The organism is Proteus sp. PR00208 (assembly GCF_016238545.1).
GTDB lineage: Bacteria > Pseudomonadota > Gammaproteobacteria > Enterobacterales > Enterobacteriaceae > Proteus.
Genome location: NZ_JAEHQE010000001.1, coordinates 315579 through 341242, shown reverse-complemented (window position 1 = coordinate 341242; position 25664 = coordinate 315579). Strand labels below are relative to the sequence as shown.

The window sequence follows — 25664 nt, the reverse complement described above, 5'->3', positions numbered from 1 at the left end:
TCTTTATCTTAGGATAGCTTTCTTATTATTGATTTAACCCAATATTAAAAATGGCTAAATTCAGGGATCTCTTTTTTACCATGTGACTCTAGAAAATCTAATACCCTTCTTGGAGTTACATTTAATATACGCTCTTGTGGAAAATCTATTTGAGCTAATACTTCTAATACTCGATCAAAATTTCCTAGTGAAGAAGCAATGTGTGAGTCAGAGCCTAGTGCAATTAATCCTCCTGCATCACGCACTGCTTTCGCTATTTCTATGCAATTCTTCTCACTTCCTACTCTAGAATGAATAAATGATGAGTTATTCATTTCTAAAGCAACGTTGTAAGTAGCAGCTGCTTTTGCAACTTCAGCAATATCTATTGGATATTTCGGATTCCCTGGATGCGTAATCATTTGGACACAGCCACTTGCTATTGTTGCAATTAACGCTTTTGTATTATCAACAAGGCCTAATGAACTCATTACTGGATCATGAAAACCAGCAAGTACAATATCTAATTTCTTGCTCATTTTCTCACTACAATCTGTTTCACCTTTAATATTTTTAATATTCGCTTCTATACCATAAAGAATACCAACACCATCAATAATACGAGGGATCACAGGTAAGTTAGAAAAATGCCATTCATGAGGTGCATCATCCATATCTGGGCCATGATCAGTAATTGCAAACAACTGAATTCCCTGCTTTTTAGCTTGCTGGAAATATTCACTAACTGTACTGTAAGCATGTGTACTAGCAATAGTATGAGCATGTAAATCAACGGGATACATAAACAACTCCTTTCTAAAAACACCTTATGAACATCGATAAGATGGCTTTTATTGAATATAAGATCTATCTAGAATTAATTATCAATTCCAGTAAAAATACGTAATAACCAACAAGCAATGTACTATCTACTGCACTTTTTCTCACATTAGCAAGAAATGAAGATAAATTTTAATAAATATGCTTTAATCTTTAACATACTATTTAATATCAAATAGATAAATAGAGTTTCACTTTAGTACTATACACAGGGATTTTGAAAACACATTATATTGTGTAATTTCATGTTAAACCTAGTTTTCAACTTTATAAAAGGCTATTTATGTTCAACTATCCAGCAGTCGCTCATTTTGATAAAGAAAGTGAAACTTACGAAATTACCTACCGTGATTTTGATAATATACACGCTGTTGCTTATACAGAAGATGATATTGAACTAGAAGCCTCTGATATTTTACATGTGGGTCTTGAGGAGTTTATTGCGAGTAAACAGCCTATTCCTGCTCCATCCAAAGCCCAAGATGGTGATTTTATTGTCTACTTACCTCTTATTAGCTGTTTAAAAATTGCATTACATAATGCGATGTTAGAAACAAAGACAAAAAAATCCGATCTTGCAAGAAAGATGAATTTAACGAGTGCGCAAATAGAGCGTTTACTTGAAATTAATCAAACCTCAAAAGTAGATAGTCTAGAGCAAGCACTTTATTTATTAGGCTATGCTATTTCTGTCAGCGTTAATAAAGATATTAACCAACAATAATAAAAAAAATAAAAATGGCTCTAAATTGATTAGAGCCATTCGTACTAGATTATTTCACAACAAGCATACAGGATAATTAAAGCTTTTTACTTGCTAAGAAATTCGCATGGTTTGTATAAATAGCGATGATATCTTCACCACGCCCTACTAACCCAGCAACCTGATTTACCATATCCAGATGATCTTCAGCATAATTATCTTTGATCAGTTTACCTAATCGCATACTTGTACGACCTACCAAGCCATCATTTTCACGCTCAGTAAAGAATGCACTTAATACACGCATTGCGGCATGAGTAGGATCCAGTAAATTGCCTCTTTCACCAGCAATCAAACCTTGGATATAGCTACCAAATGAATAGTAATGAACGCCATTTACGATTTCTTTACCTTCACCATCACGAACAGCTGGCAACCCTTGTGGGTACTTTTTATTAAATTCAGTTACATTTTCAGTTGTTAACGCTTCTAATGCAGCGACAGCATCTTGTGGATTGCCACGATTACCTGAAAATGCAGAAATAATAGTACCAATAGCTTTCATTACTGCATCAGCAATATATTCTGGCACACTATCCTTGCGCATAATACGTCGTACTAAATCTGCAATTTCTGAACCGTGGTTTACACCATTAACAGAAGTAACAGAAGCAATGCTCTTCGCATGTTTTGCAGCAACATAACGGCAAGCTAATGGGCCTTGGCTATGACCGATTAAATTTACTTTTTTGGCTTTCGTTTCTTTGAGAATTTTTTGCACAAATTCCCAAAGTTGTTCACCACGAACTTCGTTAGAGTTAAATGCAGAAAGAGATGCGGTGAAAACTTTATGGCCATCTTTTTCTAAGGCATCGGCGATACCATAAAAATAAGGATAACCGACGATATCATCAAAACCAGATAAACCATGAACTAAAATAATTGGATATGTAGTTGACATATTTTCCACTCCTTGGGTTTAAATTAATCTATTTAATTTGCTAAACATCCTATTAGCAATACTTAAAACAACACTTAGAATACAAAGTTTAAAATACAACTTTGAAGTACAAAAATTATAGTAAGCATCGTATTTTTATACCTTAATTATTCTAAGTGTTTTTAGCTTAATCTTTATTTTACGATCGTAAAGCATTATTTTAATTTTTTATTTATAGTCTTAATTAGCACCCGAGAAAATCAGCATACCTTCAATCATACCTTCTGCTTTTTTCAGTTTTTTTCCAATATATGTATCCGAACATTGATCATATTTTGCAAGCTGAATAAACGTTTTACCAAAAACATAATAATTAATAAGCAACTGATAGTCCTCTTTATTGTGCGCCATCAATCTTTTCATTAAGTCATTAATAATATTAGCATTATGATGAGTACATTTTTTTCTTAACTTTATACGCCCTGGAATAATTTCTTTATTATTCAATAGATTAATAGCATTTTGATCATTAGCCACCCATGATCCCCACGCTTCTAAAGTTTTTGAAATATTTTCCATATTAACATCCTTATTTTCCATAAAGTAATAATCGCATCCTGCAATCATTTGATAATAATCCATTAACACTTAATGAATATTGATATTAATATAGTGAACAACGTGTAATTTACAACTCTGGTTTATAAAGATATTGAGTTTTTAACTTAATTTATTGATAGGAATGAAAAATAAAATAGATGCAACTAGCCACTTTAATTAAAAATTAAATTATTTTTAAATTATAAAAATATTTTCTCTTAAAATGGCTATAAATATAAAAGAGTAGCAATTATGGTAATACTTCTTCTGGACGTAAAGTGAGTACTTCATACCCTGTTGCTGTTACCAAAATAGTATGTTCTGATTGAGCAGATAACTTTTTATCTCTTGTTACAACAGTCCAACCATCTTTCTTAGTTTTTATTTTAGCGCCGCCTTGATTTATCATTGGCTCAATCGTAAAAGTCATGCCTTCTTTTAATTCAACGCCCTGTCCTTTTATACCATAATGTAGTACCTGTGGCGCTTCATGCATTTCTCTTCCTATTCCATGCCCACAGTATTCTCTCACTACACTATATCCATGACTTTGTGCAAAGCTTTGAATAGCATGACCAATATCGCCTAATGTCGCACCTGGTTTTACTTCCTTAATACCTTCCCACATTGCTTGATACGTTGTTTTTGCTAATTTACGCGCAATAGGAGATGCCTCTGGCATAATATACATTTTACTAGAGTCAGCAATGAATCCATTTTTTTCTAGTGTGATATCAACATTAACAATATCTTTGCTTTTAAGGCGCTCATCTGCTTTTGGTACACCATGACAAACAACTTCATTGATAGATGTATTTAGCACATACTCATAACCATATTGACCTTTACTTGCTGGTCTTGATTGAAGTTCATTGACAATAAAATCATCAACTTTATCGTTAATCTCTAGTGTAGAAACACCGGGTACAATAAAATCATCAAGCATTGTAAAAACTTTCGCCAATAAACGCCCTGACTCACGCATTAATTCAATTTCATCAGCCGTTTTAATCGTTATTTTATCCACTCTTCTTTCCTCTTATTCTACGTCTTACTTGATGGCTTCTTTTTCCAGCATTTCATTGATAATCATTGGAAATGTCTTATCTGGGTTTAATTCTGCTTGAATGCCAATTTTTATCCAAAACTCTGCCTGAGCATTAACAGAGCGTGACATCACATTACTTGCTTTTCGCAAGTACTCATGTAATTCATCAGAAATTTTTACAATACCCACGCCAATCCTTATATACAAATCATAATAAAACATATACGTTCTATGATAGAATCAAACTCTTCTTCTTTCAATTGCTATTCAATACCGCCATAGGCATAAAATGCCTAAATAAAAAAATAAGGAGAAATAGGAGAAAATAAAAACTCAAAATAATGAGATCATTTTTTTATTTTCATCTACTTTATTACACCAACCCACAAATGAATAATATTTGGTCTCAAATTATCCTAAATTACAGCTGTTTATCTTAAATACGATTATCCTAAGAATTAGCTGAGAGACAAATTAGAAAGTAAACGCTAATTTGATATTAATAAAAATTAGAAACAAATCTCGCATAAATACTAAGGAAAGCAAGAATATGAATCTATTCAAAACAATCGCATCACTTTCGTTATTGAGTAGTATTTTAATACTAACCTCTGGTTGTACAACAATTGAGAGAAACTATCCCACTAGCTTAAGTGTTGCCAATGAGCAAACTGAAAATAGAGCCCTTTCAACAAAATGGGGAGAAAGTTTATCTTCTGTTACTGAAAGTGTTGAAGCGTATCGATTATCACAAACACCTTCACAAACAACATCTATATTTTATCAAAATGGAGCGCCTTCCAATTCTTATTCAAAAATTGTGCGTATTAGTGAAAGTCCAGTACAGATATCAATCTTGACTGAATACAGAAAGATAATGCCATTATATCACACACAGAATAATCAATATTTACTGTATGGAAAACAGAATGAGCGCTATATTATTTTCTTACATAACACTAGCCATAAAATAATATATGAAGCTGTTATTACTGTTGATGGATTAGATGTCATTAGTGGAACAGCAGGCTCTTATCAAAATAGAGGTTATTTATTAAGACCTGGAGATACTTTATTTGTTGAAGGTTTTAGAAAAAATCAGCAACAAGTTGCCGCTTTTCGCTTTGGCGCTCCTGATGAAGGATATGTAAATTATAGTGCTCAAGGTGATAAAAGAAATATGGGGGTAATTGGTGTTGCACTTTTTGAATCAGAAGAAGGCTCACAACAAATGATGAAGAAATGTAGCTATTTACCAAATCCTTTTCCAAATAGTAACTATGCACCAGAGCCTTGTATCCCTTAATCTTTATCCATTAAATTTCTTCTGCTAAAAATAGCGTAAATTATTACGCTATTTTTTTGAGCAACTATGAAATAAAGCGGCTTAAGATTTATATTAGCATTTAATGCTAGTGCACTTTTTCTAGCTCTATTTCAATCGTGTTAAATTCTAATAAGAAGCCATGATCTGCAAATCAGGTTTTTCTCCTCGCATAATAGCCCGCTGTTGTTCATGAACAGCCTCATTAATTGATTTTTGCTCTCCTGGTGTTCGAGTATTTTTACCACAAACTAATGTAGAACATACTGGACTGCCTATTCTATGGCTCCCTGAATTACCCGTACTAAAAGTAACGTTATCAGTAGTACAACCCAATAATAGAAAAGATAATAAGGTGATTGCTATGCGCATAATTTATCCATATAAAATTAAATTTTAAATTGATATTAAAATATTAATAGGCATCAAAAGTATAATGTGGCTTTTGTTTCCATTTGAATTCAACAGTTTGTTTTTTTTCATTCCAAATAGGCTCAGCAACTGGCATAGTAAAACTTATTTTTTGAATAGGCTTTAATGTTGAATTATTATTTAAATACTGATCGTTGATTGATGGTTTTTTCTCATTTAAACCAACTTTAAAAACTTGTCCAAGTCTTTGTTTTTCTTCTTGAACTTCCATTTCAAAACGAGATTGCTTTCCTAACATAAAAACCAAATTATTATTAACTGCGTGACTATCAGGAATGGAATTATCGGTGTGTGTTTCAATTAATTTAGTCTGAGTTACTTTATTATTGGTACATCCAGAACTTACAAATACAGAAAGTAATAACAATAAAAAATAATGCATAAATTGAATATCAATAAGAAATAGGAGTAAATAATTATTCCATAAAATCGATTCATCAACAAAATAAATTTTCCCATTTATATAAAAATAAAGAAATCTGCTCATAAATCGATGATAGAAAATGATTTAAGCTATAAATTGATAAAAAATACAGAGCAAATAAATAACTTAACTAAAATAATAAGAATAAACAAAAATATATCCAACGGAAATGTATAGTAACTAACTATATTAAATTATTATCATATAGAAATAAGAAAGGACACCAATAAGGTGCCCTCCAAATTTAATAATTGATATTTAATTATGTTTTTTATAATGTGATTTAACAAAAGAATCTAAATACACTTCTGTTTTATGATGAGTAAATTCTATTTTTTTATCATTTGGAATAAATAACGGTATGCCCTCACCCAATAAAATAGGTATTCTAGTTATTATAAGTTCATCAACAAAACCTTCATTAATAAATCCTTGAACTGTTTTTCCACCGTCAACATACACTCTATTATATCCATCATCTTTAAGTCTTTTTATTATTTCATTAACATTTCCTGATAAGATATTTACATTACTAGGTAATGAGCTTGGTAATTCTTTAATGGTATTACTTAATACAAAAACAGGCTGAACATAGGGCCACTCAATATCAAAACCCATTATTGTTTCAAACGTTGTTCTTCCCATAATAATTACATCTATTTCACTAAGAAAGTCAGAAAAACCAAAGTCTAAATTTTCAGGGTTTTCAATACTGGTAAGCCAATCAATATTACCTTGCTTATCAGCAATATAACCATCTAAACTTGTTGCAATATAAACCACAATGTTCATTTTCAATACTCATTCTTAGAGAAGGCATTTGATATTAACATTAAATAAATAAAATTGAAAACAAACATAGAAGTAATGAAAATAAATTATTTTTTAATTTTAAATTAGATTTAATAATAAGATATTGCGATATAAAAAGTATTTTTATCTTTTAGTCATAAAAAAAGCCTTATAACTTTAATTATTATAAGGCTTATCGAAATAAAATAAAATTTATTGACCTGCTGACATTTTTTTCATTTGCTCTAAAGAATCTAAAGCTTGCTTACAAGTACTTTCCTGTACATCTTTAGGTAATGCTGCAAATTGTTCTTTAGCTTGAGTATATTGCGCTTTCATCGCTTCTGCTTGAGCTTTAGTTGCATCATTTTTTGCCATTAATTCGACATAAGAGTCAGTTTCTTTAAAATAGTCTTCACATGTTTTAGATAAATCAGCAGAAACAGCGATAGAAGAAATTGATAATAAACCCAAAGCTAAAATAAAATTTTTCATAAATATCCTTTAAGTATTGTTAACAGTTAGAGAGTTACTTCCATTATCTTTTAAGTCAGTATTATCTCAAAGAATAATAAAATGGGGATAAGTATTATCTTAATTAAAAAATAAAGCCTAATCTAATAATGATTATTATAATAAGTGGAATCAAAATATGATAATTGAATTTAGTTTATTATTTTCCGTATCAGCTAACACATGGATGGTCTTGCATTTCTTATCCAAGTTTGTGACGAGAAGTTTATTAGTGATGACTTGAGTGATGAAGGATATGCATTTACACAATATTATTATGAATCAGAAAATAATAGCTATTTTGAAGATTTCGAGCGTGTTTTAGCCCAAGGGTTATCTTCTTCATATTATGTTGAAAATACATGGGATAATTATGAAAAAATTGCATCTGTAATTACAGATGCATATACAAAGTGGAAAAAGAAGTAAATATTTAAATTAATCCTTTTCTAAACATCATTTTATACTCTTCATTATTGGAAATAAGTTATTTAAACAATAATTAACTTATTGCTCATTAAATTAACATTCTTAGATTCTAAAAATTATCTTATCTAGTTTATTAATTTTGACGTGATCTATATAAAAGAATCATACGTTATTCTTATATATAGTTGCTCCGTACTTAATAGGTTCTATTAGTCAGGGGGCTTCCCCCATCAACGGAGGCATTTGATGTCTATAAAATGGGTTTTAATCCTATCTGGATTTATTATTGGTACTCTTGCGTTACTTCTTGGCATTAACGGAAATCCACCTAATATGGGGGTTTGTGTAGCGTGCTTTATTCGTGATAGCGCAGGAAGCATGGGCTTGCATCACACCGAAACGGTACAATATCTTCGCCCAGAAATATTTGGTTTTATTCTTGGTTCTTTTATTGCCGCACTTATCTTCAAAGAATTTCAATCAAAGGCAGGCTCTGCACCTATTATTCGTTTTACACTGGGTTTTCTAATGATGGTAGGTTGCTTAGTTTTTTTAGGTTGTCCATTAAGAATGGTACTTCGTATCGGCGCTGGTGATTTAAATGCTGTTATAGGATTAGTTGGATTAATAATAGGAATTGGCATAGGTAGTTTATTTGTCAAAAAAGGATTTTCTCTACCAAGAAATTATAACCAATCTCCTATAGAAGGTTTTATTTTACCTATTATATGTATATTCCTATTTGCTCTATTCTTATGGAATAGTGATATATTTAATGCCAGTGTGAAAGGCCCTGGAGCAAGTCATGCGCCAGTGTGGATGTCTATCATCGCAGGGCTTATTATTGGTTTTATTATTCAACGCACAAGATTCTGCTTTATTGGAATGGCCAAACATGTATTTTTATCGCGCAATTACAATATGGCGTTTGGTGTAATCGCATTAACACTCGTTGTTTTTTTGGGTAATCTCTATTTAGGCAAGTTTAATCTTGGTTTTGAAAATCAACCAATAGCCCACAGCGATGGTCTATGGAATTTGCTCTCTATGGCGCTTGTAGGCTTATGTGGCGTACTCATTACAGGTTGCCCATTACGACAACTAGCTAATGCGGGTCAAGGTAACTCAGATGCAGCTGTAAGCGTCATGGGTATGTTAGTGGGGGCAGCATTTGCTCATAACTTCACTTATGCCTCAAGCCCTGCTGGAGTTACCGATAATGGTAAGCTAGTTGTTATTATTGGTTTATTGTTTGCTGTCATTGTTGCTGCTATTTATACCTATGTCGCAAATAAAGCAAAAGATAATGGAATTAGTAAAAATGGCGCATAACTATTTATTCCTTTTTCATGAGCAATACGCTGTAAAAAAACTTCAGCAACAACTCCAACAAGATAATTTTTCCGCAAAAATTATTGATGCTCCACGAAAAATATCGTCAGAATGTGAGTTAGCCATATCCATTTATTTTTCTGGCGATGAAATTTATAAACAGTATATTAATGATAACGTTAGAGCTGTTTATAAAATAGATTCAAACCATTTTGATGTACTTTGGAAAGATGAGTTTTAGCATAGTACATAACTAAGTTATTATATTTAGAACCTAGACAGTTAAAAGGCTACAATAGTAGCCTTTTCTTTATATATATAACTATATGGTTTATATAATTTTTTAATTAAAAATAAATTATCTTTCTAAAAACGAAAAACCATCCCTTTTTAGTTGGATGGTTTCTGCATCTTTATGTATTTATAGAGTAATTATTTTTTATTACTCACGCTTCTTCCGGTGGGTTTTTGAGGATCTGATGAATTTCCTCTTTCAGTTTTAGTTTTTGTTTTTTGAGCTCAACAACCTCTTCACCATATCCTCTTCTATCTTTATGTTCTAATCTAACAATTTTATGGTCAAGTTCGTTATGTTGTTCAAAAAGAGCACGAAAATGGGGGTCAGTCTGACGAAGTTTTGAAATTAAATCACGATATTCTGGAAACATAAATAGCTACCTTCCTTATTAATAGTGAATTAAATACTCTTATAATATTTACTCAAACTGATTAATCTGTCATTGTCTTTATGTTAAAAATAAGACCAACATCAATTAATATTTTTAATTCTTAAAATAGCTCAATATTTTTATATTATATACTCTCTGCATAGTTATAAAATTCAATACGTAAGAGCATATAAAAATGTAAATCTACTTAATCTAAAAATTATAAAATAATGATAAATACTTATTAATTTATCTCTTCAAACCAAACATCTTCATATCCATCTCTATCAATAATAAAATTATATCCTTCTGGTAGATAAAGATAATTTATTACTTCAGGTAGCAGTTCTTTCAAATGTTCTGTATGCAATGGTTGATAAAAGTCGTCCTTTGCACAATATTCCTCACAATAGAAAAACCAACTTATAGTACCACCTTCTAAGTGTTTTATGCGTGTACCGTAAATAGGATTACCATTTAGGTTATCCAAAGCAATCGCTACCATGTCTTCTGGCTTTTGAGGTAAAACACCATATCTTTCACACATTATGTTCTGTTGTTCTGAAATTAATAACCTATTGTTTTTATTCATATTATATCTTTAATTTTACAAAAAACACTCGAGAAAAGAGTTTATAAGTTTTTGATTATAATTAACTTATCGTTATCTACCAAGTATTGATAAAAGAGCACATCGCTCCCTCTATTCACATAGCCAAAAGTATAAAAATGAGTAGATCTACGAAACCCCACACAATTAAATAGAATGAAAAAACATCAATTTGCTTTAAAACTAGACGACGTAAAGCATAACAGCACTTTTTACTTAAAAAAAAGCATTTATTGTTAATTTATAAAATGAAAATTCACTACATTTATATCGGTCTCTAATAGTTTTTTATACCCATCTATTCGAGTCACTAAGCCCAATGCCGCCACATTGGGCTTTTTTATTGGCAATGGTTGTTGATATCATTTTCTCATTACAATTACCTTTACATCTCTTTAACTTTACTCAAATATTTTTTTAGTTTTATTAATATCCATACCTATATCTTAAAATTAATGGACATAAACTATAATCCATTATTACTGCTACGACTCAATTTTATTGTATAAGTAATAAAATAAGGATGCCGACTCAATTCCATTTTTGCCGGCATTTGTAACTATTTATTAGATGAAATATCTTGCTCTTGTAATTTAGAAAGTGCTAATTCTTTCATCCAATCTGCAAGTAGTGGTGCTGTTTTTATTGAATCCAATAATGCACGCTCTTTTTTTGTTAAACGAATAACAATAACTTCTGTTTTCATTGTAGACATAATAATTCCCCATTTGTAAAAGAGAAAATATTGGCACAAAACAGTAACAGAACGGTCTGACTTACACGGTTTTACAAAATCATCATTTAAAGATGATTAGCAGTACATTATCGATAGGATATTTACGATATAGTTCGTTGTTTAAGTTTAGAAAAAACATTAATATATTTATGATAAATTAGTCTTTCTGATGATGGACAGTCACCGCAAGAAATTCAAAAAAGAGAATTTAATAAATTTGCAGATAAAACCGTTGATAAAGTATCTACAATGATTGGTTGTTTTGAACGATCGGAGAAAAAAAGTAAAAGCCCTAACTCTGATAAGCCTCTGCCTTATGAGAAATTAGACAATGAGTTTCTTAAGCTTACTGTATCATTCTTTCAAATTATTCAAGAAATCAAATATTCTGGCGATACAAGTCAATACGCAAAAAATAGAATTACCAGCTCATTATTTGGGATAACGCGTTGGTTAGATAATAAATACCCATTATGGAATAATGAAAGAGCTGAAGTAGAAAGAAACGGCAAAGAAATTGAGAAAAGAGTTAAAAAAGAATTTAAAGCAAAAAGATTTTATAAAACAAAATTTGCTATCCTAGCAATTGCCACTTTTTTTACTCCCTTTATTTTTTGCTGGTTTTCTCTACAAAAAAAATATCCTAAATGGTTTAAAGTTATCAGTTTCTTATGGGCTCTATTTTTTGCTATTTTAGTATACAGAAACCCCAAAGAATAATAGCTAGGCTATTATGATATTCTCTTATTTAGCTTATGGTGTTTTTTTAAATAAAAAACACCATAAGCTAAATAACCCATCTAAGATATATTATTCTATATAGCAAATAATTATATTTTTCTTTAATAGAATTCACCTTAAGAAAGATTATATTCTAAATAAATTTTTTTACGGTTATTTAAATTGATAAAAAAAACAAATAACATAATCATTAAGCATAAATTAATTATTTTTCACACAATAAAAAATGAAAAGGTCATTTTTTATGCTATTGAATAAACATTTTAGTAAGAATATTATTACTATAAGTGTATTATCTTTCTTAGCCAGTTCTGTTTATGCAAAAGAAAATAATGTACAAGGTGTTATTCTCTCCAATAATGAAATTACTTCTAATTCTACTTACAGTGATACAACAAATCTTTATATAGATAAAAGCCACGAAATACAAAATATTACTCTTTCAAACGAGGCAATATTAAGAATGAATGGTGATAGTCTCGCGATAGGTACTATCGTTAAAGACAATGCTACTATTAGCATGTATGCTCATGATGCAAAAAAAATAGGTATTCCTACTATTAAAGATACTATAGTAACAGGCACAAGTAATATTGATATGAGCGCAGGTTCATCATCTATAGGCAAATTATTTATAGATAAAAATGCTGAATTATATATTGATAACATTGATGCTGAATCTACTGATGTATCTAAAAATGATCCTGTCCTTTCAACTAAAATCTTTATAGAAAACTTAACACTAGCAGGTAAAACATATATTTTACCCTCATGGAACGAAGATTATGGTGATGATGGCGATGCTCCTAGACCAGAAAAACCAGGCCCAGAATTAATTACTCATATTAACAATCTAGAGATGCAATCTGGTAGCCAACTTGAAATGGAACATTATATTTCTGGCATGCAATTTAATCGGCTTGAATTGAAAACGCTCACCGGTGAAGGTACTTTTATTTTAAGTAGCAGGTTAGCCAATGGTTTAAGCGATAATATTTATATTTCAGATCATGCTACTGGGCATTTTGGATTAAAAATAAATGATAGCGGAGAAGAAATTTCTGATCCTAAAAATACTCAATTAGTTTATGTAAATAGAGGTGATGCTAATTTTAATTTATTAAATAAAGAGGGTCATGTTGAAGTTGGTGTTTGGAAATATAAACTAAATAGCAAAACTAATGATGGTCATACAGAGTGGTATCTTGTAGGTGGAAAATCAGGCGAGCCGGATACTTCTAAACAGCCTGATACTTCTAAACAGCCTGATACCTCCAAACAGCCTGATACATCCAAACAGCCTGATACATCCAAACAACCTGATACATCTAAACAGCCTAATGTTACTCAACCTATATTAAGCAATAGTGCTCAAGCCGTTATTAATATGGCCTCAGCACCACAGCATATATTGAGTATTGAGACGAGTACTTTACGCCAAAGAATGGGCTTCTTGCGTGAAAATAATAATGATCTCGGAGTGTGGGTTCGCTATTTAAATGATAATTCTCATTTGAATGATAAAGGTTATAGTCAATTCAATTCAAACTTAAATGGAATGCAAGTTGGTATAGATAAGAAGATAGCCATAAATAATAACCAATTACTATTTGGTTTAATAACTTCTTACACTAAGAGTAAGATCAAATCTGACAATATTAATAATGGTGATATTAATAGCTATAGTGGTGGTATTTATTTAACTTGGATTAATCATTCTGGTTTTTATGTAGACTCTTTATTTAAGATGAATCATCTTCATAATGAAATCAATACTAATATGAATGAAGGTAGAAGAGTTAAAGGAAATTACAATCAAAATGCGGTTACAACGTCAACAGAAATAGGCTATCCTATTGCGTTCTCAAACGCATTAACACTGACACCATACAGCCAGATCTTTTATTCTCATATTGGTAAGTCGCATTATTTATTAGATAATGGTATGAAAGCAAACATCCACAATGCGGATAGCTTAAAAGGTGAATTAGGAACCACATTAGAAAGTAATTTACTGATTGCAAACCACAATGTTAAGCCTTACATAAAAGCAGCAATATCTCGTGAATTCATTAAAAATAACGAAATAGAAATTAATAACGTATCATTTGATAGTCGTTATTTTGGGAATACTGGTAAGTACGGCGTTGGTTTAACAACTAATATAGGTAATGATGCTCTTTTCTATACTGAAATAAACTATCAAAATGGTAATAAAATAGAAACTCCGATATATGTAACAGCAGGATTTAGAATGAGTTTTTAACTATTTTATTTTTCATTTTATAAAATTAACACATAAAAAACCTCATAACTTATGAGGTTTTCTATTTCAGTTTCATATTAGTATGTTTTTGCTGATATCAGTTCAAAACCTATTGCATTTGTTTTCTTAAAAACTTCTGCATTTCCCGTTTCATAAATATTACCGTGAACAATTTTAGCACAAATCTTTACTTCACCTTCACTTTCATCATTTATTTTTATACCAGAACATGATCTTCTTCCTTCTACGTATGAGTAACTAGACTTATAGCTACTTATTTCTCCGCTAGTAAAATAAACAATATTAGAAAGTATGAAATATACAATAATAAATATAATCATAATTAATGCTAAAGGAAAAATTAATAAATTTTTTATTTCCTTATTAAAAGTTGGTTTTTTATATATAAAGAAAAAGCATACTAACGAGGCAATAAAAGAGAACCCTAATGCTATTTTAATCGATACATTTGAAACTATAACATACTCTTTAATTTCAATTTTCCAATAGAAAAATACAGCTATAATAAATAAAATTGAAAATACATAACTAAATAACTGAGAATATGAGTATTTTTTCATACCACCTCTAACCTATTTGTTGTAAGAAAATAATTATATTTTCATATAGTGAATTATATCCATATGGTGATCGCAAGGATAAATTCGTGTTGTTGTATTCTTCTTTCTGTATAATGGTTTTTTATCATATTTCATTAATCATATATAATAATTTTAAATTGCTATTTGATTATTTTATAATCCATTATAATTTTCTTCTTCCTCCTTAAAAATTGTTATTTGTATCAAATTTCAAATTTATCAACTAAATATACAAAAAAAGGTCACCAAAGTGACCTCTAGTAAGAGCGCTAAATGATTTTCAATAAAAATAGTGGTAATTAACTAGCTTTGCAACCACTCAACACTGGTTTATCTTTTCCTTCGACTAAATCGGCATTATCACCTTTAGTATAAAGCTTATAAGTATAATTTTTATTCATCGCCTCATAGTTTGCACCAGAAGCCATTTTCATGATTTTCATTGGGATCATTTCATCCATTTGATTAATGATCGCATAGCTATCTTTTGCTGTATTTACATAGATAACTTCCATCACTTTATTATTTTCGCACACATAAGAAATTTTGGTTATCTCATCAGCATTATCTGCCATAACAAAACTAGAAGACAAAATACCTACTGCAAGAAAAACACTTTTAAATAAAAATTTCATATAGTCTCCTAAATATCATTAAGTTAGCGTTTATAGAGTATTCTTTTACTCTTCACTAATTTAAAAAAATCTATCTGAAACTCTAATGGGATTTATCCAATTTATAAAAATTACTATTAATCAATTAGTTATCTTTTGTTGGCCCCATACAACGACTATTATGACAACTAGCGAACCCTGCTATCGCTTTATTTGAATATACTCGAGTAAATTTGGGATGAGTCCAAACATTAGGTTGAACATATAACCTAAAGCTTTTACCTGTTGTGTAGTAATAATGTGCTTGCTGAAAAAAGTGATCATAAGAAGAGGCCCAATCTGACTTGTTAGATACTGCACAGGCGATAAATTCACCGCCATGATTCATGGCCTTAACACAAAAATACCGACCATCTTCAATTTTTCCCGAATTAAAATCCGTTAACGTAACATTAGAATAATATTCAATATTATGACTTAATGTATCTGTGGCAAATGCCGCTGGTGTTAATAATAAAAAGGTAAAAAATAGGCTACGCATTAACATACCATTCCTTAAGAAAATAAAGATAAAAGGTCTCTAATCCAGAATAATATTTCTTATTATTTTTTATTCTTCGCGGTGAACAAAGCGACAGTACCTTGTACATGAATAGAGATGTCATGAAATAAAGAGGAAAGCATTTCTTCCAAAGAGTCCACCGAATCAGAATAATTGCAAAAAATACCTTTTTTATTGTAAATAGACATTAATTTTTTACCAAAAAAATTATGTTTGACTCCCTGCCCTAAAATCGTTGTGCCATATAAAACCCCTTTTTCTGTCAGTAAATAACTTATATTTTCTATCGCTTTTTTCTTATCATCCATCGTTCCTGGTAAACAATGTAGTAAATAAAACAATGAGATAGAATTATAAGATGCATTTAATTTATTAGAAAAAGGCTGAAAAACATCATGCTGAAGGCAATTTATTAATTTATCATCAGGTATATACTTTTTAGTATGTTCCAGACTGTGCAAATTAAGATCAGTCAATGAGATTTCTTTTATATAATTTAATGATTTTTTTAAATAAAAGCCCGTTCCAACACCAATATCCATATGGCGCTCACTGAGATGATTTTTAAAATGTGGAATTAGATATTTATTCGTATCACAGTGCCATGCATAGCTATTAGAAATATTAAGCACCCACCAATCATATAGCTTCAATGACACTGGTGTATATACTTTGACTCCATCATGTGTACTTAATGTCATACAATACCCTATCATAAAATGACTATTTTATTTTTTATTTATTGTATGAATAGTTGAAAATACCGAATAATAAATCAGGAAATATTTTTAAAACATTATCTACTCACTAAGTCACTTACTTTATTTCTCTTAATTATAAAAATTTTTTTCATTACTAGAGACTATCAATAATAACAATGAGATATGATTTATTATCCTATTTTTTCAAGTAAATCTCAGTAACAACTAGCAACCATAACTTACCTTTATAATCTAAATATGATTAAGTAATAATACTATTAACTAACTTATTCTGGTGATAGTTATGTCTTGCAAACACAAAATTCCTCTTGGAATAAATGTGTTAGATGCTACTCAAACGCGAATTGAATGGTTATTTGATACTTTTGAACAAATCTCTCTCTCCTTTTCTGGAGGTAAAGATTCTACTGTTCTTTTTCATCTTGTTGCTGCTGAAGCAAGAAAACGACATCGAAAATTCAATGTCATGTTTCTTGACTGGGAAGTGCAATACTCCGCAACCATTAGCCATGTTGCAAAAATGAAATCTTTGTATGAAGACTGTACAGAGCGATTTTACTGGATTGCATTACCTATAACGACGGAAAGCGGGATCTCACAATATGAACCAACTTGGACGGCTTGGGAACCAGAAAAAAAATGGGTAAGGCAACCTCCAGAATACGCAATCACTGATCCAGACTTTTTCCCTTTTTATCATCCGAATATGATTTTTGAAGACTTCACACCTGCATTTAATCAGTGGATCACAGGAAATCATCGTAGTTCAGTTATTTTATTAGGGATCAGGACGGATGAATCATTAAATCGCTTTATTGCTATCAATAACAACCAAAAACTACGTTATGCCGACGATATCCCATGGACAACGGCATCACCCGAAGGTTTTTATTATATGGCCTATCCTATTTATGACTGGCATGTAAAAGATATTTGGACATACATTTCACGTTTTAACCTACCCTATAATTCTATTTATAGTCTAATGCACCAAGCTGGGGTTAGTTTAAGTCAAATGCGCATTTGTGAGCCATTTGGCCCTGAACAACGCAAAGGGCTATGGTTATATCATGTTTTAGAACCTGAGACGTGGAGTCTAGCCTGTGAACGAGTGAGTGGTGCTGATGCGGGTATGTTATACACCCAGCCTCGTAATAAATCAGGTTTTTTTGGACAACGTAAAATCAGCAAACCCGCCCATCATACATGGAAATCTTACGCCCACTTTTTACTAGCGAGCGTACCAGAACAAACAGCCGAACATTACCGAAATAAAATCGCAGTTTATCTCCATTGGTATACTGAGCGAGATTATCCAAATGGAATACCAGATGAACAAGAGGGTGATACTAGCAGTAAACAAATTCCGTCTTGGCGACGGATCTGTAAAACTATTTTACGTAATGATTTTTGGTGTAGAACATTAGCATTTAGTCCTACCAAATCACACTGTTATGACCGATATTGCAAGCGGATACAGGAAAAACGTAAAAATTGGCAGTTGATTTAATAAGAGGTGAATATGACTATTGAAACAGTGTTTTCTTCGCTAAAAGATTATCTGCTAAAACTAAATGATGAGCAAAAAATCGAAGCTATCAACAAAATCAAATTATTTCTTCATCAAATTAGTCCGTTCAAAAATGAACCCATAGATTGTGTTCTTTGGATAAAACAAAATCAAGTCGTAGCAAATGACTACAACCCTAATGTTATGTCTCCCACAGAAAAGAGATTACTCAAAACCTCATTGATAAAAGACGGTTATACTCAACCCGTTGTAGTATTATCTGCACAACAAAATAAAACTAAACAATTGCAGTGGCAAATCGTTGATGGCTATCATCGTTATTTATTAAGTAAAGAAAACGCCTTAAAAAAACGAATTAATAATTATTTACCAGTCACCATCCTTGATGTTAAAAACAACACAATATCAGATCAAATAGCAACCACTATTCGTCATAATCGAGCAAGAGGACAACATCAAGTCGCAGCTATGTCAGATATAGTTAGAGATCTATCCAGATTGGGATGGAGCGATAAACAAATTGGTGATGAACTAGGTATGTCACAAGATGAAGTATTACGCTTAAAACAAATCTGTGGATTAGCAGAATTATTTTCAAAACACAATTTCTCAGAAGCTTGGACAGTAAAATAAGGCGAACAAGTCACCCTAAATACGTTAACCACAACGTTTAAAAAAGCGAGAGATAAATGTGGGTTAACTTGGGGAAAAAGCACTGCCCCTACTTTCCATGAACAACGATCTTTATCCGAGCGACTTTATCGTGAGCAAGGAATTAATACACAAAAATTATTGAGGCATAAAACACAAAATATGACCGCTAAATATCACGATAATAGAGGCAAAGTGTGGTAATTATTGCTGTTTAATTGAAGAGTTTTGGGGATATTTTGGGGAAGAATTTTATAGTACAAAAAATAAACGGGAACTAATAAGCTCCCGTTAACTATTTATCAAATCAACGATTATATATGTTTGATAATTGCGTCACCAAACTCGCTATATTTCAGCAGTTTAGCGCCTTCTAGCTGACGTTCGAAATCATAAGTGACGGTCTTAGCAGCAATCGCGCCTTCCATACCTTTAATGATTAAGTCAGCAGCTTCTGTCCAACCCATATGGCGTAACATTATACCCATAATAATTATGTAACTTATTAAATAAATTATAATTATTGAGGAGATAATTTATTTTTTATGTGATCTTGGTTTGTATGTAACTGGTTGATTTTTAGTTTGGGTTGGGGTGGTTTTGGGGAAGTATTTGAAAGCTTATCAAATTTGATATCAAGTATTCAAATCTATTATTTTTATAAAATAATAGATTAGTTATAATGGTTCTTTCAGTAATAAATTAGAGAGTTTTATTTAAGTTAAATAATTTATCATGCAATATCTCAAAACTGATTGTCAGCTTTGAGCGAAAGCGAATGAGGTTCTCTCATTAATTTTTCTATTAGTTTACGATAAGCATTTACCCTCAAATCCACTGTTTTCATAAATATGACTAGCATGACCATTATCACCCGCTATTCATAACCTAGTATCTTTAAAACATTTCCCCCTAAATACCAGAACAATTAGAGGGAGAAAAATATCAAAATTAAAATTCACTCATCAGAACGACGTTCTCTAACGCTTAAGTCGATAACAATTACTTTTATATCATTTACCATTGGGTATTTATTTGAAATAGACAACCAATGATGAGTTAAGGCATTTTCAAGTTTATCAAGTTTGATCTTTTTATCATTAATAACCCAACTTTTATCTAATGCATCCTTACCCTGCCAAATCAGTAAAAATACACCAAAATTAGCTTCATTTTCACGTAAATAATCACCTACTAATTGATTTTCCAGTCGTTCACAAAGAGATGGTCCTGACCAAGATTTATCTAGTAACTTCAATTCAATAGGAATTGGGACGGATATTGCAGAATGTTGAAGCAAAATATCAGGCCTTTGACTATTAGCAAGCTCAGCTTCCTGAGCACAGATAAACCTCCCTTTTGCTGCACTTTGAATATGATGAGCTACAACATTGCGCATTTCAGTTTCACTGGTAATTTTTTGGTAGGTTTTAGCCAGACTATCATTACCACGTTCAAGCCAGTCCTTAAAATCCAACAAATAATGGACCCCCATATCGTATAGTTGCGCTGCTGTAGTAGGAGTGAACATCAAACTAGCATCAAAATCTCTTACCTGTTCATCAGTCCATAGCTCAAAATCTGCATCAGCTACAGCTCTGTTGCGCGCAGCTCTCATTATCAAATGTCTGTAATTTTCATAAGGATACTCGTTAATGAGCTCCACCAAAGCAACATATGTTTCCTTACCCGGAATTTTAGCTAGCCATTGAAAAAGCAGTTCACGGGCGCTTTGCGCATCATCTCTGAGCGTTGGTGTGTAAGATGTGGTAGTTGAATGATCAAAATCGTCTTCAGGTTTGATATAGCTTGTCATGAGCAGAAATAATGCCTTTAAGCTAGAAGGTTTACGGATGCCCCCAGTAAAAGAAGTCCTTTCTTCACCATGTCTGAATTTCCCTGTCAATGTCGTTACGAAGTGTTGTGCAAAATTACTTGCGCTATCTTCTGGCAACTGTTTAAGCCATTTATCTAACTTAGGTATAGCTTCATCCGGTAAGGTTTCAACATAGAGAGCAAACCATACTGGAGTATTCTGTTCCAAAAGAGGATTATCAATTTTAGAACTCGCCAATTTGGCAAGTTCAGAAAAACTGATACCACCATTAATCAAAATACGAATACAATTTCGTAAATTTTTATTGAGCTGTGGTTCATTCTTCTCAAGCCATCGATAAATCAATCCAGCCAGTTCCATATGGCTCCAGGAAGCTCGATAAACAATGTCATGTAAAAGTGATTGGTTTACATGATCTGATTGGCTTTCATTTGCAAATACCTGCTCAATTTCCTTCCAAAGTGCGTTTAACACCATTTCAGGGTAAGCTTGAAACATCTTTTCCAACCAATCAGGAAAACCATTCATTTCTTTGGTTAAATATAAAAGAGCATGTTGAACGTCATCTGACGAAAGATATTGTGGGAAATTTGGATTTTCTTTAAATTCTGTCTCCAGCCCAAGTAGACCAAAAATAAGTTTAAATGGTATAGACGTTGAATTTTCATTTTCAGGCTTGTAATTACGCCAATACGCCATTACTGCATCACGAAACGCACAGGCAACATCCATCCCAAATGTTTCAATAAGATCATGCCAATCGTGATTTTTTGCAAGATACTCATGCTTATCTATTTCTTGATATAGCCAATATTGTCCATTGCTGATTTCACCTGTCGCCAATCCTGATGGCTTTTTTATATTCTCAGGATTGGCTTTAATAATATTAATCCACTCAATACGCTTAAGCTCATCCTGCGCTCGTTTTTCCTCCCCCTTCAGTTTTAAGTCAGCAGCTTTCTTATTTAACTCCTCTATTTCTGAATCATAAGGAGGATTGAAATATAATTCCATTTTCTGGACTAACTCATGATGTTGCTGGGCTACTTCATTAATTTTGGATAAAAATTGTTTATTATTGTGCGACTGAGTATAAATACGCAAAACCAGGCTCATCGCAACTAACCGATCGTCAAGAAATTCTTTTTGACCAACATAGTTCAAAATTCGATCAAAACTTTGAATATCAAACTTAAAGAAATGACCTTGCCATTGTACATGCCAATCATCAATCAACCTGCTGTTTTTGAATGATTCTTCGAATCTTCTATTCTCTATTGCGCGCCAGAAAAGAGCATCATTTAACTCAGCCCACTCAGGTATTAGTTCAGACAATGCTCCATTGTATTCCCGAATATGATCACTATGCCAACCTCTGATTTGCACAAAAGCCAAAAGTAAATCTAACACTTTTGTATCTAAGCAAGCATCTAAGCGTAACAATACCATTTGTTCAATAAGCCCCATAGCTGAAGGTAACAGCCATATATTTTCCTCAGATATTCCTATATCTAGTGGTTCGCAGTAAGGAGGGCGCTTTATTAATGTGAAAAATCCGTCTAAAAGTATAATCAATGTTTCTTCATATTCAGGAGATTGAGTGCTAGGTACCTTATTTATAAAGTTATTAAGTTCCTCAACCAATCCTGTCGTCTCGAATCGCTTATAAGGCTCCAACTTCATTAATGAGCTTAACAAATAGGTAATATTTCGAATATTAAACTCTGAACCAAGAACGATTTCAGCCAAAATACGACGCGGAAAAATCTCCTGTTTTTCGTTTAGATTTTTCCATAAAGAATCTTTGACATCACTTGTTGCAGTTGCCATTAATACTCTGATTGCCCCAATGCGAGTATAAATATCTCTTTTTTGGTCAACTGCAATAGTCATTAATTCATCAAGATAAAAAGGTTGATTGATTTGCCATAACAACCTAGTTAAAAAGAAAATAACATCATCATTAGAATAATGTTTTTTAATTAGAGACGATATCTCCTTCATTAAATCAGCTTTCGCTATCATTCCAATGGAATCATTATATCTCACATATCTCTCGTCTGTGCCGTTTGCAATGCGACTCACAATACCTCTAAGTATGCTAATTCGTACAGACAGTGGCAAATGAGAAGCATCTCCCCCATTGAGTGCTATTTCTGGTTGAATACTTAATACTTTCTCCCTTATTTTATCATCCATCAAAATTAGCCAAGGAACTAATGTGCTCAGTTTCGGAGTAATTACTTGTTCGCCATATATATCACGGAATATTAATGATTCGACAACTCTTCTGGAGTGCCCTTTTTTTAATAATGAATCAAGCCATTTAGCTGAAAGGTAATCCCGAATTTCTCGGTGGCGAAAGCCAACCATATTGTATATTGCATCGCTAAAAATGCCTCTTTCTAGAAGCGTCCACACATCGGAAGGTTCCCATTCAGCTAAAACAATTTCAGCATTTACGCCGATACGATTTCTTTGCCTATCATAAATCTCAATGCCACTTTTCCCTGTGAAAGTAACTGCCCCAGCAAGGCGAGAAGCACCTTCAAGCGCTTTTGTTGCTTTAATTGACCTTACCTGACGTCTTGAGGGATCAATTTCATCAAGTCGCATTGCTATATTTCGTTCAAACAGTTCGAAGCGAGAGCCAAATTCTCCATCTTTATTCCATGTTGTAATCAAAAAATCGAGGTCAAATGGGCGAGATGCCATTACCTGTAAATTTGCTCGTTCAATTTCATCAACAAATTTAATCACATTCTTGACTTTACGCTGAATAGCATAAAAACGAATATCCTCTAAACTCAATGGGTTAAGAGCGTATATAATTAGAGGGTTATCTTTAATTGTCCCATTAACTACGTTTTGGTTAGAAAATGGTAAATAGCGTTCAACTATTTCATAATCAGTTGTGAAGCTCCAAGCGTAAGGCCTACTAGAAATATAAATATGCGCTCTGTGACAAGATTTTTTTATTGCATATTCAAATCGCTTAATCGCCTTTTCGAAAGCATTTGGCGCTACCAGTCGAGCCTCATCCACAGAATCAAGAAAGAACCAAGCCTCATCAGTTGAAACTAGCCATGCTTCAAAATCATCCGAAGAACCAACTTCCAACCCCCAAGCAAAATCTGGTTCATTCAAGTCTTCTATACGAATAAAAAAAGCTAATTTCCCACTTTGCTTTATGATTTCAGCTTGAGAACGCATTTCAACGGTTTTGCCAGCTCCAGCAGCCGCAAGAATCACAACCCGATACTCTTTCTCAAGTTGAGGCCATTTAATTGATCCTGATGAGAGTCTCATAGATGTGGATACTTCATCTTCATGACCAAGCCTTCCCTTAGATACTGCTGTAAAGGATCGTTCCAAAGGAATAATGTCCAAACTCATTGCTTTTACCATTTGCTAAGTTGAGAGTGTAACAACTAAAATACTACCTTCAATTTGTTGATACAACGGCAAATATCTAACTCAACTCGCAAAAAATTAAAAGTTCATACTTATATCCAGATAAAATTATTTGCATGAAGATATTGTTGTAAAAGTTCTCTTCTAGCATAAACCCAACCGCCAACGAGTATATAAGCTTTTATACACTCAACTCTTTATTGTGGTTTTCTATCACCCACCATACTCCCTCACATCAATATAAAAATACTGCTTTCCTAATGAGGTTGTTGACATCTGTCCTGAAACTATCATGGAATGAGGAATAATACGGTTACCTCGTCCACAGAGGGTTACTCTAATCGTTTTTCCTCCCATCGAATCCATCATACCAATATGCCCAATTGTTGTGATTAATACTGCACAGGGAAAACCGACATTCACGCCATTCCAATTATTTCCTGTGAGTACAAAGTTATTTCCTTCTAATAAATTAAGCGGTCTTTGGCTTGAAGCGTGTGTAATAACACCTTTATGATAAATTTGAATTCCCCATTTTTGGGGATGAAGTGAAATATGATAAGAAGACTTCACAAATACATAGAGCTCATATTCTGCTGAATTACCTTGAATAGTATCGATTAAATTCACACACCACGCATTGTTCTCATAAATCACTTCAGATAATCCACTTAATGATGGATTAGAGGCATTAAGAACTCGAATAAAAATAAGTGGCACTGCGTTATTATTACCTTCGATAACTTTAATTAGTCCTGGATTAGTTTTTATCTTTTTTAAAAATACGGCTGATTCATAAGGTGTTAATTCTTCGGTAATACCCTGATTAAAAAATAATGCACCATATTTACTCATTTAATTAGTACCATAATAATTCCATTAATCGATTGGCTACCGCGTAGAGAATTCCACGAGATTTTATTATTCTCGACTCTAACAGTGAAATAAGATCCTCGATTTCTAGCGACAATATAGGCGGCCAATGACCGCCCTTTAGGAATATTATTATAAGTTTTACTGCCATTTTGAGTGACCGCTATTTGGTCAAAAATAAACGAACGCCCTGTGATTTTTATTGGCTTTCCTTTTTCATATATCTCTATTCCCCACGACATGAGAAATCCTCTACGGCATCAGGAGATACCCATCCTCCCAAGAATTTAAATCCTAATTGAGGTACAGCATGATAAAGAGGCCCTTTAATGGTTTCTCGTTTTTTATCAAACTTCACCAATACAGGTTGTTGATAGTGAAAAGTTTTTATTTGGTAAACACCTTGGCAATCGACTTTTTTATATCCAGAGGTACACCCTGACAATAATAATGCTGTAATTAAAACAATAAACTTCATACG

Annotated in this window: 30 protein-coding genes and 1 pseudogene; 10 read left to right on the top strand and 21 right to left on the bottom strand. The window is 32.2% G+C overall.

Features of this window, described 5'->3' with window-relative positions; all coding sequences use genetic code 11:
* Window positions 1-44: 44 nt before the first annotated feature.
* Window positions 45-782: a phosphatase gene (locus JEP36_RS01595; RefSeq protein WP_109372537.1), complete on the bottom strand. Its 738-nt coding sequence runs from the start codon at window positions 780-782 to the stop codon at window positions 45-47.
* Between the two features lie 320 nt (window positions 783-1102).
* Here JEP36_RS01595 and JEP36_RS01590 point away from each other — a divergent pair, with 320 nt between their 5' ends.
* The gene (locus JEP36_RS01590) at window positions 1103-1543 is read left to right on the top strand and encodes a hypothetical protein (RefSeq protein WP_109372538.1); all 441 of its coding nucleotides are present in this window, start codon (window positions 1103-1105) and stop codon (window positions 1541-1543) included.
* 76 nt (window positions 1544-1619) lie between these two features.
* Here JEP36_RS01590 and JEP36_RS01585 read toward each other — a convergent pair whose 3' ends face one another.
* From JEP36_RS01585 to JEP36_RS01570, 4 genes are all read right to left on the bottom strand, one after another.
* Window positions 1620-2483 (bottom strand): lipase family alpha/beta hydrolase, encoded by an 864-nt coding sequence (locus JEP36_RS01585; protein WP_198629803.1) that lies wholly within the window; start codon window positions 2481-2483, stop codon window positions 1620-1622.
* Between the two features lie 219 nt (window positions 2484-2702).
* Window positions 2703-3041: an antiterminator Q family protein gene (locus JEP36_RS01580; RefSeq protein WP_198625545.1), complete on the bottom strand. Its 339-nt coding sequence runs from the start codon at window positions 3039-3041 to the stop codon at window positions 2703-2705.
* A 271-nt stretch (window positions 3042-3312) separates the two neighbouring features.
* On the bottom strand, window positions 3313-4089 hold the full coding sequence (gene map / locus JEP36_RS01575; RefSeq protein ID WP_100158067.1) for a type I methionyl aminopeptidase: 777 nt from the start codon (window positions 4087-4089) through the stop codon (window positions 3313-3315).
* A 24-nt stretch (window positions 4090-4113) separates the two neighbouring features.
* Window positions 4114-4299 (bottom strand): ParD-like family protein, encoded by a 186-nt coding sequence (locus JEP36_RS01570; protein WP_198629832.1) that lies wholly within the window; start codon window positions 4297-4299, stop codon window positions 4114-4116.
* Between the two features lie 361 nt (window positions 4300-4660).
* On the opposite strand from JEP36_RS01570, the gene JEP36_RS01565 reads away from it, so the two are divergent.
* Window positions 4661-5416 carry a hypothetical protein gene (locus JEP36_RS01565; protein WP_198619655.1) on the top strand — a complete coding sequence of 252 codons (756 nt, stop codon included), beginning with the start codon at window positions 4661-4663 and terminating at the stop codon, window positions 5414-5416.
* Window positions 5417-5563: 147 nt separating this feature from the next.
* Here the strand turns inward: JEP36_RS01565 and JEP36_RS01560 are convergent, their stop codons facing one another.
* The 4 genes from JEP36_RS01560 to JEP36_RS01545 form a co-directional block, all read right to left on the bottom strand.
* Window positions 5564-5806 carry a hypothetical protein gene (locus tag JEP36_RS01560; RefSeq protein WP_198619656.1) on the bottom strand — a complete coding sequence of 81 codons (243 nt, stop codon included), beginning with the start codon at window positions 5804-5806 and terminating at the stop codon, window positions 5564-5566.
* 43 nt (window positions 5807-5849) lie between these two features.
* Window positions 5850-6353, bottom strand: coding sequence for a hypothetical protein (locus JEP36_RS01555; protein WP_198629802.1), 504 nt, complete (start codon window positions 6351-6353; stop codon window positions 5850-5852).
* A gap of 195 nt (window positions 6354-6548) precedes the next feature.
* The gene (locus JEP36_RS01550; RefSeq protein WP_198625542.1) at window positions 6549-7082 is read right to left on the bottom strand and encodes a dihydrofolate reductase family protein; all 534 of its coding nucleotides are present in this window, start codon (window positions 7080-7082) and stop codon (window positions 6549-6551) included.
* 213 nt (window positions 7083-7295) lie between these two features.
* A complete protein-coding gene (locus JEP36_RS01545) occupies window positions 7296-7577 on the bottom strand; it encodes a DUF5339 domain-containing protein (RefSeq protein ID WP_196533314.1) in 282 nt (93 codons plus the stop codon).
* Between the two features lie 201 nt (window positions 7578-7778).
* On the opposite strand from JEP36_RS01545, the gene JEP36_RS01540 reads away from it, so the two are divergent.
* The 3 genes from JEP36_RS01540 (at window position 7779) to JEP36_RS01530 (ending at window position 9597) form a co-directional block, all read left to right on the top strand.
* The gene (locus tag JEP36_RS01540; protein ID WP_232797436.1) at window positions 7779-8024 is read left to right on the top strand and encodes a DUF7832 domain-containing protein; all 246 of its coding nucleotides are present in this window, start codon (window positions 7779-7781) and stop codon (window positions 8022-8024) included.
* A 246-nt stretch (window positions 8025-8270) separates the two neighbouring features.
* The gene (gene yedE / locus JEP36_RS01535) at window positions 8271-9356 is read left to right on the top strand and encodes a YedE family putative selenium transporter (protein WP_232805388.1); all 1086 of its coding nucleotides are present in this window, start codon (window positions 8271-8273) and stop codon (window positions 9354-9356) included.
* The gene (locus JEP36_RS01530) at window positions 9331-9597 is read left to right on the top strand and encodes a putative Se/S carrier-like protein (protein ID WP_198625540.1); all 267 of its coding nucleotides are present in this window, start codon (window positions 9331-9333) and stop codon (window positions 9595-9597) included. Before yedE ends, JEP36_RS01530 begins: the two co-directional genes overlap by 26 nt.
* Before the next feature lie 205 nt (window positions 9598-9802).
* Here JEP36_RS01530 and JEP36_RS01525 read toward each other — a convergent pair whose 3' ends face one another.
* The 3 genes from JEP36_RS01525 to JEP36_RS01515 all read right to left on the bottom strand — a co-directional run bounded on the left by JEP36_RS01525 (window position 9803) and on the right by JEP36_RS01515 (window position 11349).
* The gene (locus tag JEP36_RS01525) at window positions 9803-10024 is read right to left on the bottom strand and encodes a DUF465 domain-containing protein (RefSeq protein WP_109372547.1); all 222 of its coding nucleotides are present in this window, start codon (window positions 10022-10024) and stop codon (window positions 9803-9805) included.
* A gap of 244 nt (window positions 10025-10268) precedes the next feature.
* The gene (locus JEP36_RS01520; protein WP_198629801.1) at window positions 10269-10616 is read right to left on the bottom strand and encodes an immunity protein Imm33 domain-containing protein; all 348 of its coding nucleotides are present in this window, start codon (window positions 10614-10616) and stop codon (window positions 10269-10271) included.
* A gap of 577 nt (window positions 10617-11193) precedes the next feature.
* On the bottom strand, window positions 11194-11349 hold the full coding sequence (locus JEP36_RS01515) for a hypothetical protein (protein ID WP_194952313.1): 156 nt from the start codon (window positions 11347-11349) through the stop codon (window positions 11194-11196).
* A gap of 270 nt (window positions 11350-11619) precedes the next feature.
* On the opposite strand from JEP36_RS01515, the gene JEP36_RS01510 reads away from it, so the two are divergent.
* Window positions 11620-12090 carry a hypothetical protein gene (locus JEP36_RS01510; RefSeq protein ID WP_198629800.1) on the top strand — a complete coding sequence of 157 codons (471 nt, stop codon included), beginning with the start codon at window positions 11620-11622 and terminating at the stop codon, window positions 12088-12090.
* Between the two features lie 265 nt (window positions 12091-12355).
* The gene (locus JEP36_RS01505) at window positions 12356-14377 is read left to right on the top strand and encodes an autotransporter outer membrane beta-barrel domain-containing protein (RefSeq protein ID WP_198629799.1); all 2022 of its coding nucleotides are present in this window, start codon (window positions 12356-12358) and stop codon (window positions 14375-14377) included.
* Between the two features lie 77 nt (window positions 14378-14454).
* On the opposite strand, the gene JEP36_RS01500 is transcribed toward JEP36_RS01505, so the two are convergent.
* The 4 genes from JEP36_RS01500 to JEP36_RS01485 form a co-directional block, all read right to left on the bottom strand.
* Window positions 14455-14958 carry a hypothetical protein gene (locus JEP36_RS01500; RefSeq protein WP_198625536.1) on the bottom strand — a complete coding sequence of 168 codons (504 nt, stop codon included), beginning with the start codon at window positions 14956-14958 and terminating at the stop codon, window positions 14455-14457.
* A 320-nt stretch (window positions 14959-15278) separates the two neighbouring features.
* On the bottom strand, window positions 15279-15614 hold the full coding sequence (locus JEP36_RS01495) for a c-type lysozyme inhibitor (RefSeq protein ID WP_109372551.1): 336 nt from the start codon (window positions 15612-15614) through the stop codon (window positions 15279-15281).
* A 124-nt stretch (window positions 15615-15738) separates the two neighbouring features.
* Window positions 15739-16134 (bottom strand): subtilase family AB5 toxin binding subunit, encoded by a 396-nt coding sequence (locus JEP36_RS01490; RefSeq protein ID WP_198619664.1) that lies wholly within the window; start codon window positions 16132-16134, stop codon window positions 15739-15741.
* A gap of 62 nt (window positions 16135-16196) precedes the next feature.
* A complete protein-coding gene (locus JEP36_RS01485; protein WP_198629798.1) occupies window positions 16197-16856 on the bottom strand; it encodes a class I SAM-dependent methyltransferase in 660 nt (219 codons plus the stop codon).
* 304 nt (window positions 16857-17160) lie between these two features.
* Between JEP36_RS01485 and JEP36_RS01480 the strand changes: the two genes are divergently transcribed.
* The 3 genes and pseudogenes from JEP36_RS01480 to JEP36_RS17700 form a co-directional block, all read left to right on the top strand.
* A complete protein-coding gene (locus tag JEP36_RS01480; protein ID WP_198619665.1) occupies window positions 17161-18387 on the top strand; it encodes a phosphoadenosine phosphosulfate reductase in 1227 nt (408 codons plus the stop codon).
* A 12-nt stretch (window positions 18388-18399) separates the two neighbouring features.
* Window positions 18400-19041 (top strand): IbrB-like domain-containing protein, encoded by a 642-nt coding sequence (locus JEP36_RS01475; RefSeq protein WP_198629797.1) that lies wholly within the window; start codon window positions 18400-18402, stop codon window positions 19039-19041.
* Window positions 19042-19263 (top strand): annotated as a pseudogene (locus JEP36_RS17700) (integrase); the annotation flags it as partial.
* Window positions 19264-19373: 110 nt separating this feature from the next.
* On the opposite strand, the gene JEP36_RS01470 reads toward JEP36_RS17700, so the two are convergent.
* The 5 genes from JEP36_RS01470 to JEP36_RS01450 all read right to left on the bottom strand — a co-directional run bounded on the left by JEP36_RS01470 (window position 19374) and on the right by JEP36_RS01450 (window position 25661).
* The gene (locus tag JEP36_RS01470) at window positions 19374-19595 is read right to left on the bottom strand and encodes an isocitrate/isopropylmalate family dehydrogenase (protein ID WP_332872983.1); all 222 of its coding nucleotides are present in this window, start codon (window positions 19593-19595) and stop codon (window positions 19374-19376) included.
* Window positions 19596-20017: 422 nt separating this feature from the next.
* Entirely contained in the window at window positions 20018-24292 is a 4275-nt protein-coding gene (locus tag JEP36_RS01465; protein WP_198629796.1) for an NACHT domain-containing protein, read from the bottom strand.
* A gap of 231 nt (window positions 24293-24523) precedes the next feature.
* Window positions 24524-25165: a hypothetical protein gene (locus JEP36_RS01460; RefSeq protein WP_198629795.1), complete on the bottom strand. Its 642-nt coding sequence runs from the start codon at window positions 25163-25165 to the stop codon at window positions 24524-24526.
* The gene (locus JEP36_RS01455; protein WP_004242500.1) at window positions 25162-25425 is read right to left on the bottom strand and encodes a hypothetical protein; all 264 of its coding nucleotides are present in this window, start codon (window positions 25423-25425) and stop codon (window positions 25162-25164) included. The genes JEP36_RS01460 and JEP36_RS01455 overlap by 4 nt, the downstream gene beginning before the upstream one ends.
* Window positions 25410-25661: a hypothetical protein gene (locus JEP36_RS01450; RefSeq protein WP_004242498.1), complete on the bottom strand. Its 252-nt coding sequence runs from the start codon at window positions 25659-25661 to the stop codon at window positions 25410-25412. The genes JEP36_RS01455 and JEP36_RS01450 overlap by 16 nt, the downstream gene beginning before the upstream one ends.
* Window positions 25662-25664: the final 3 nt, after the last annotated feature.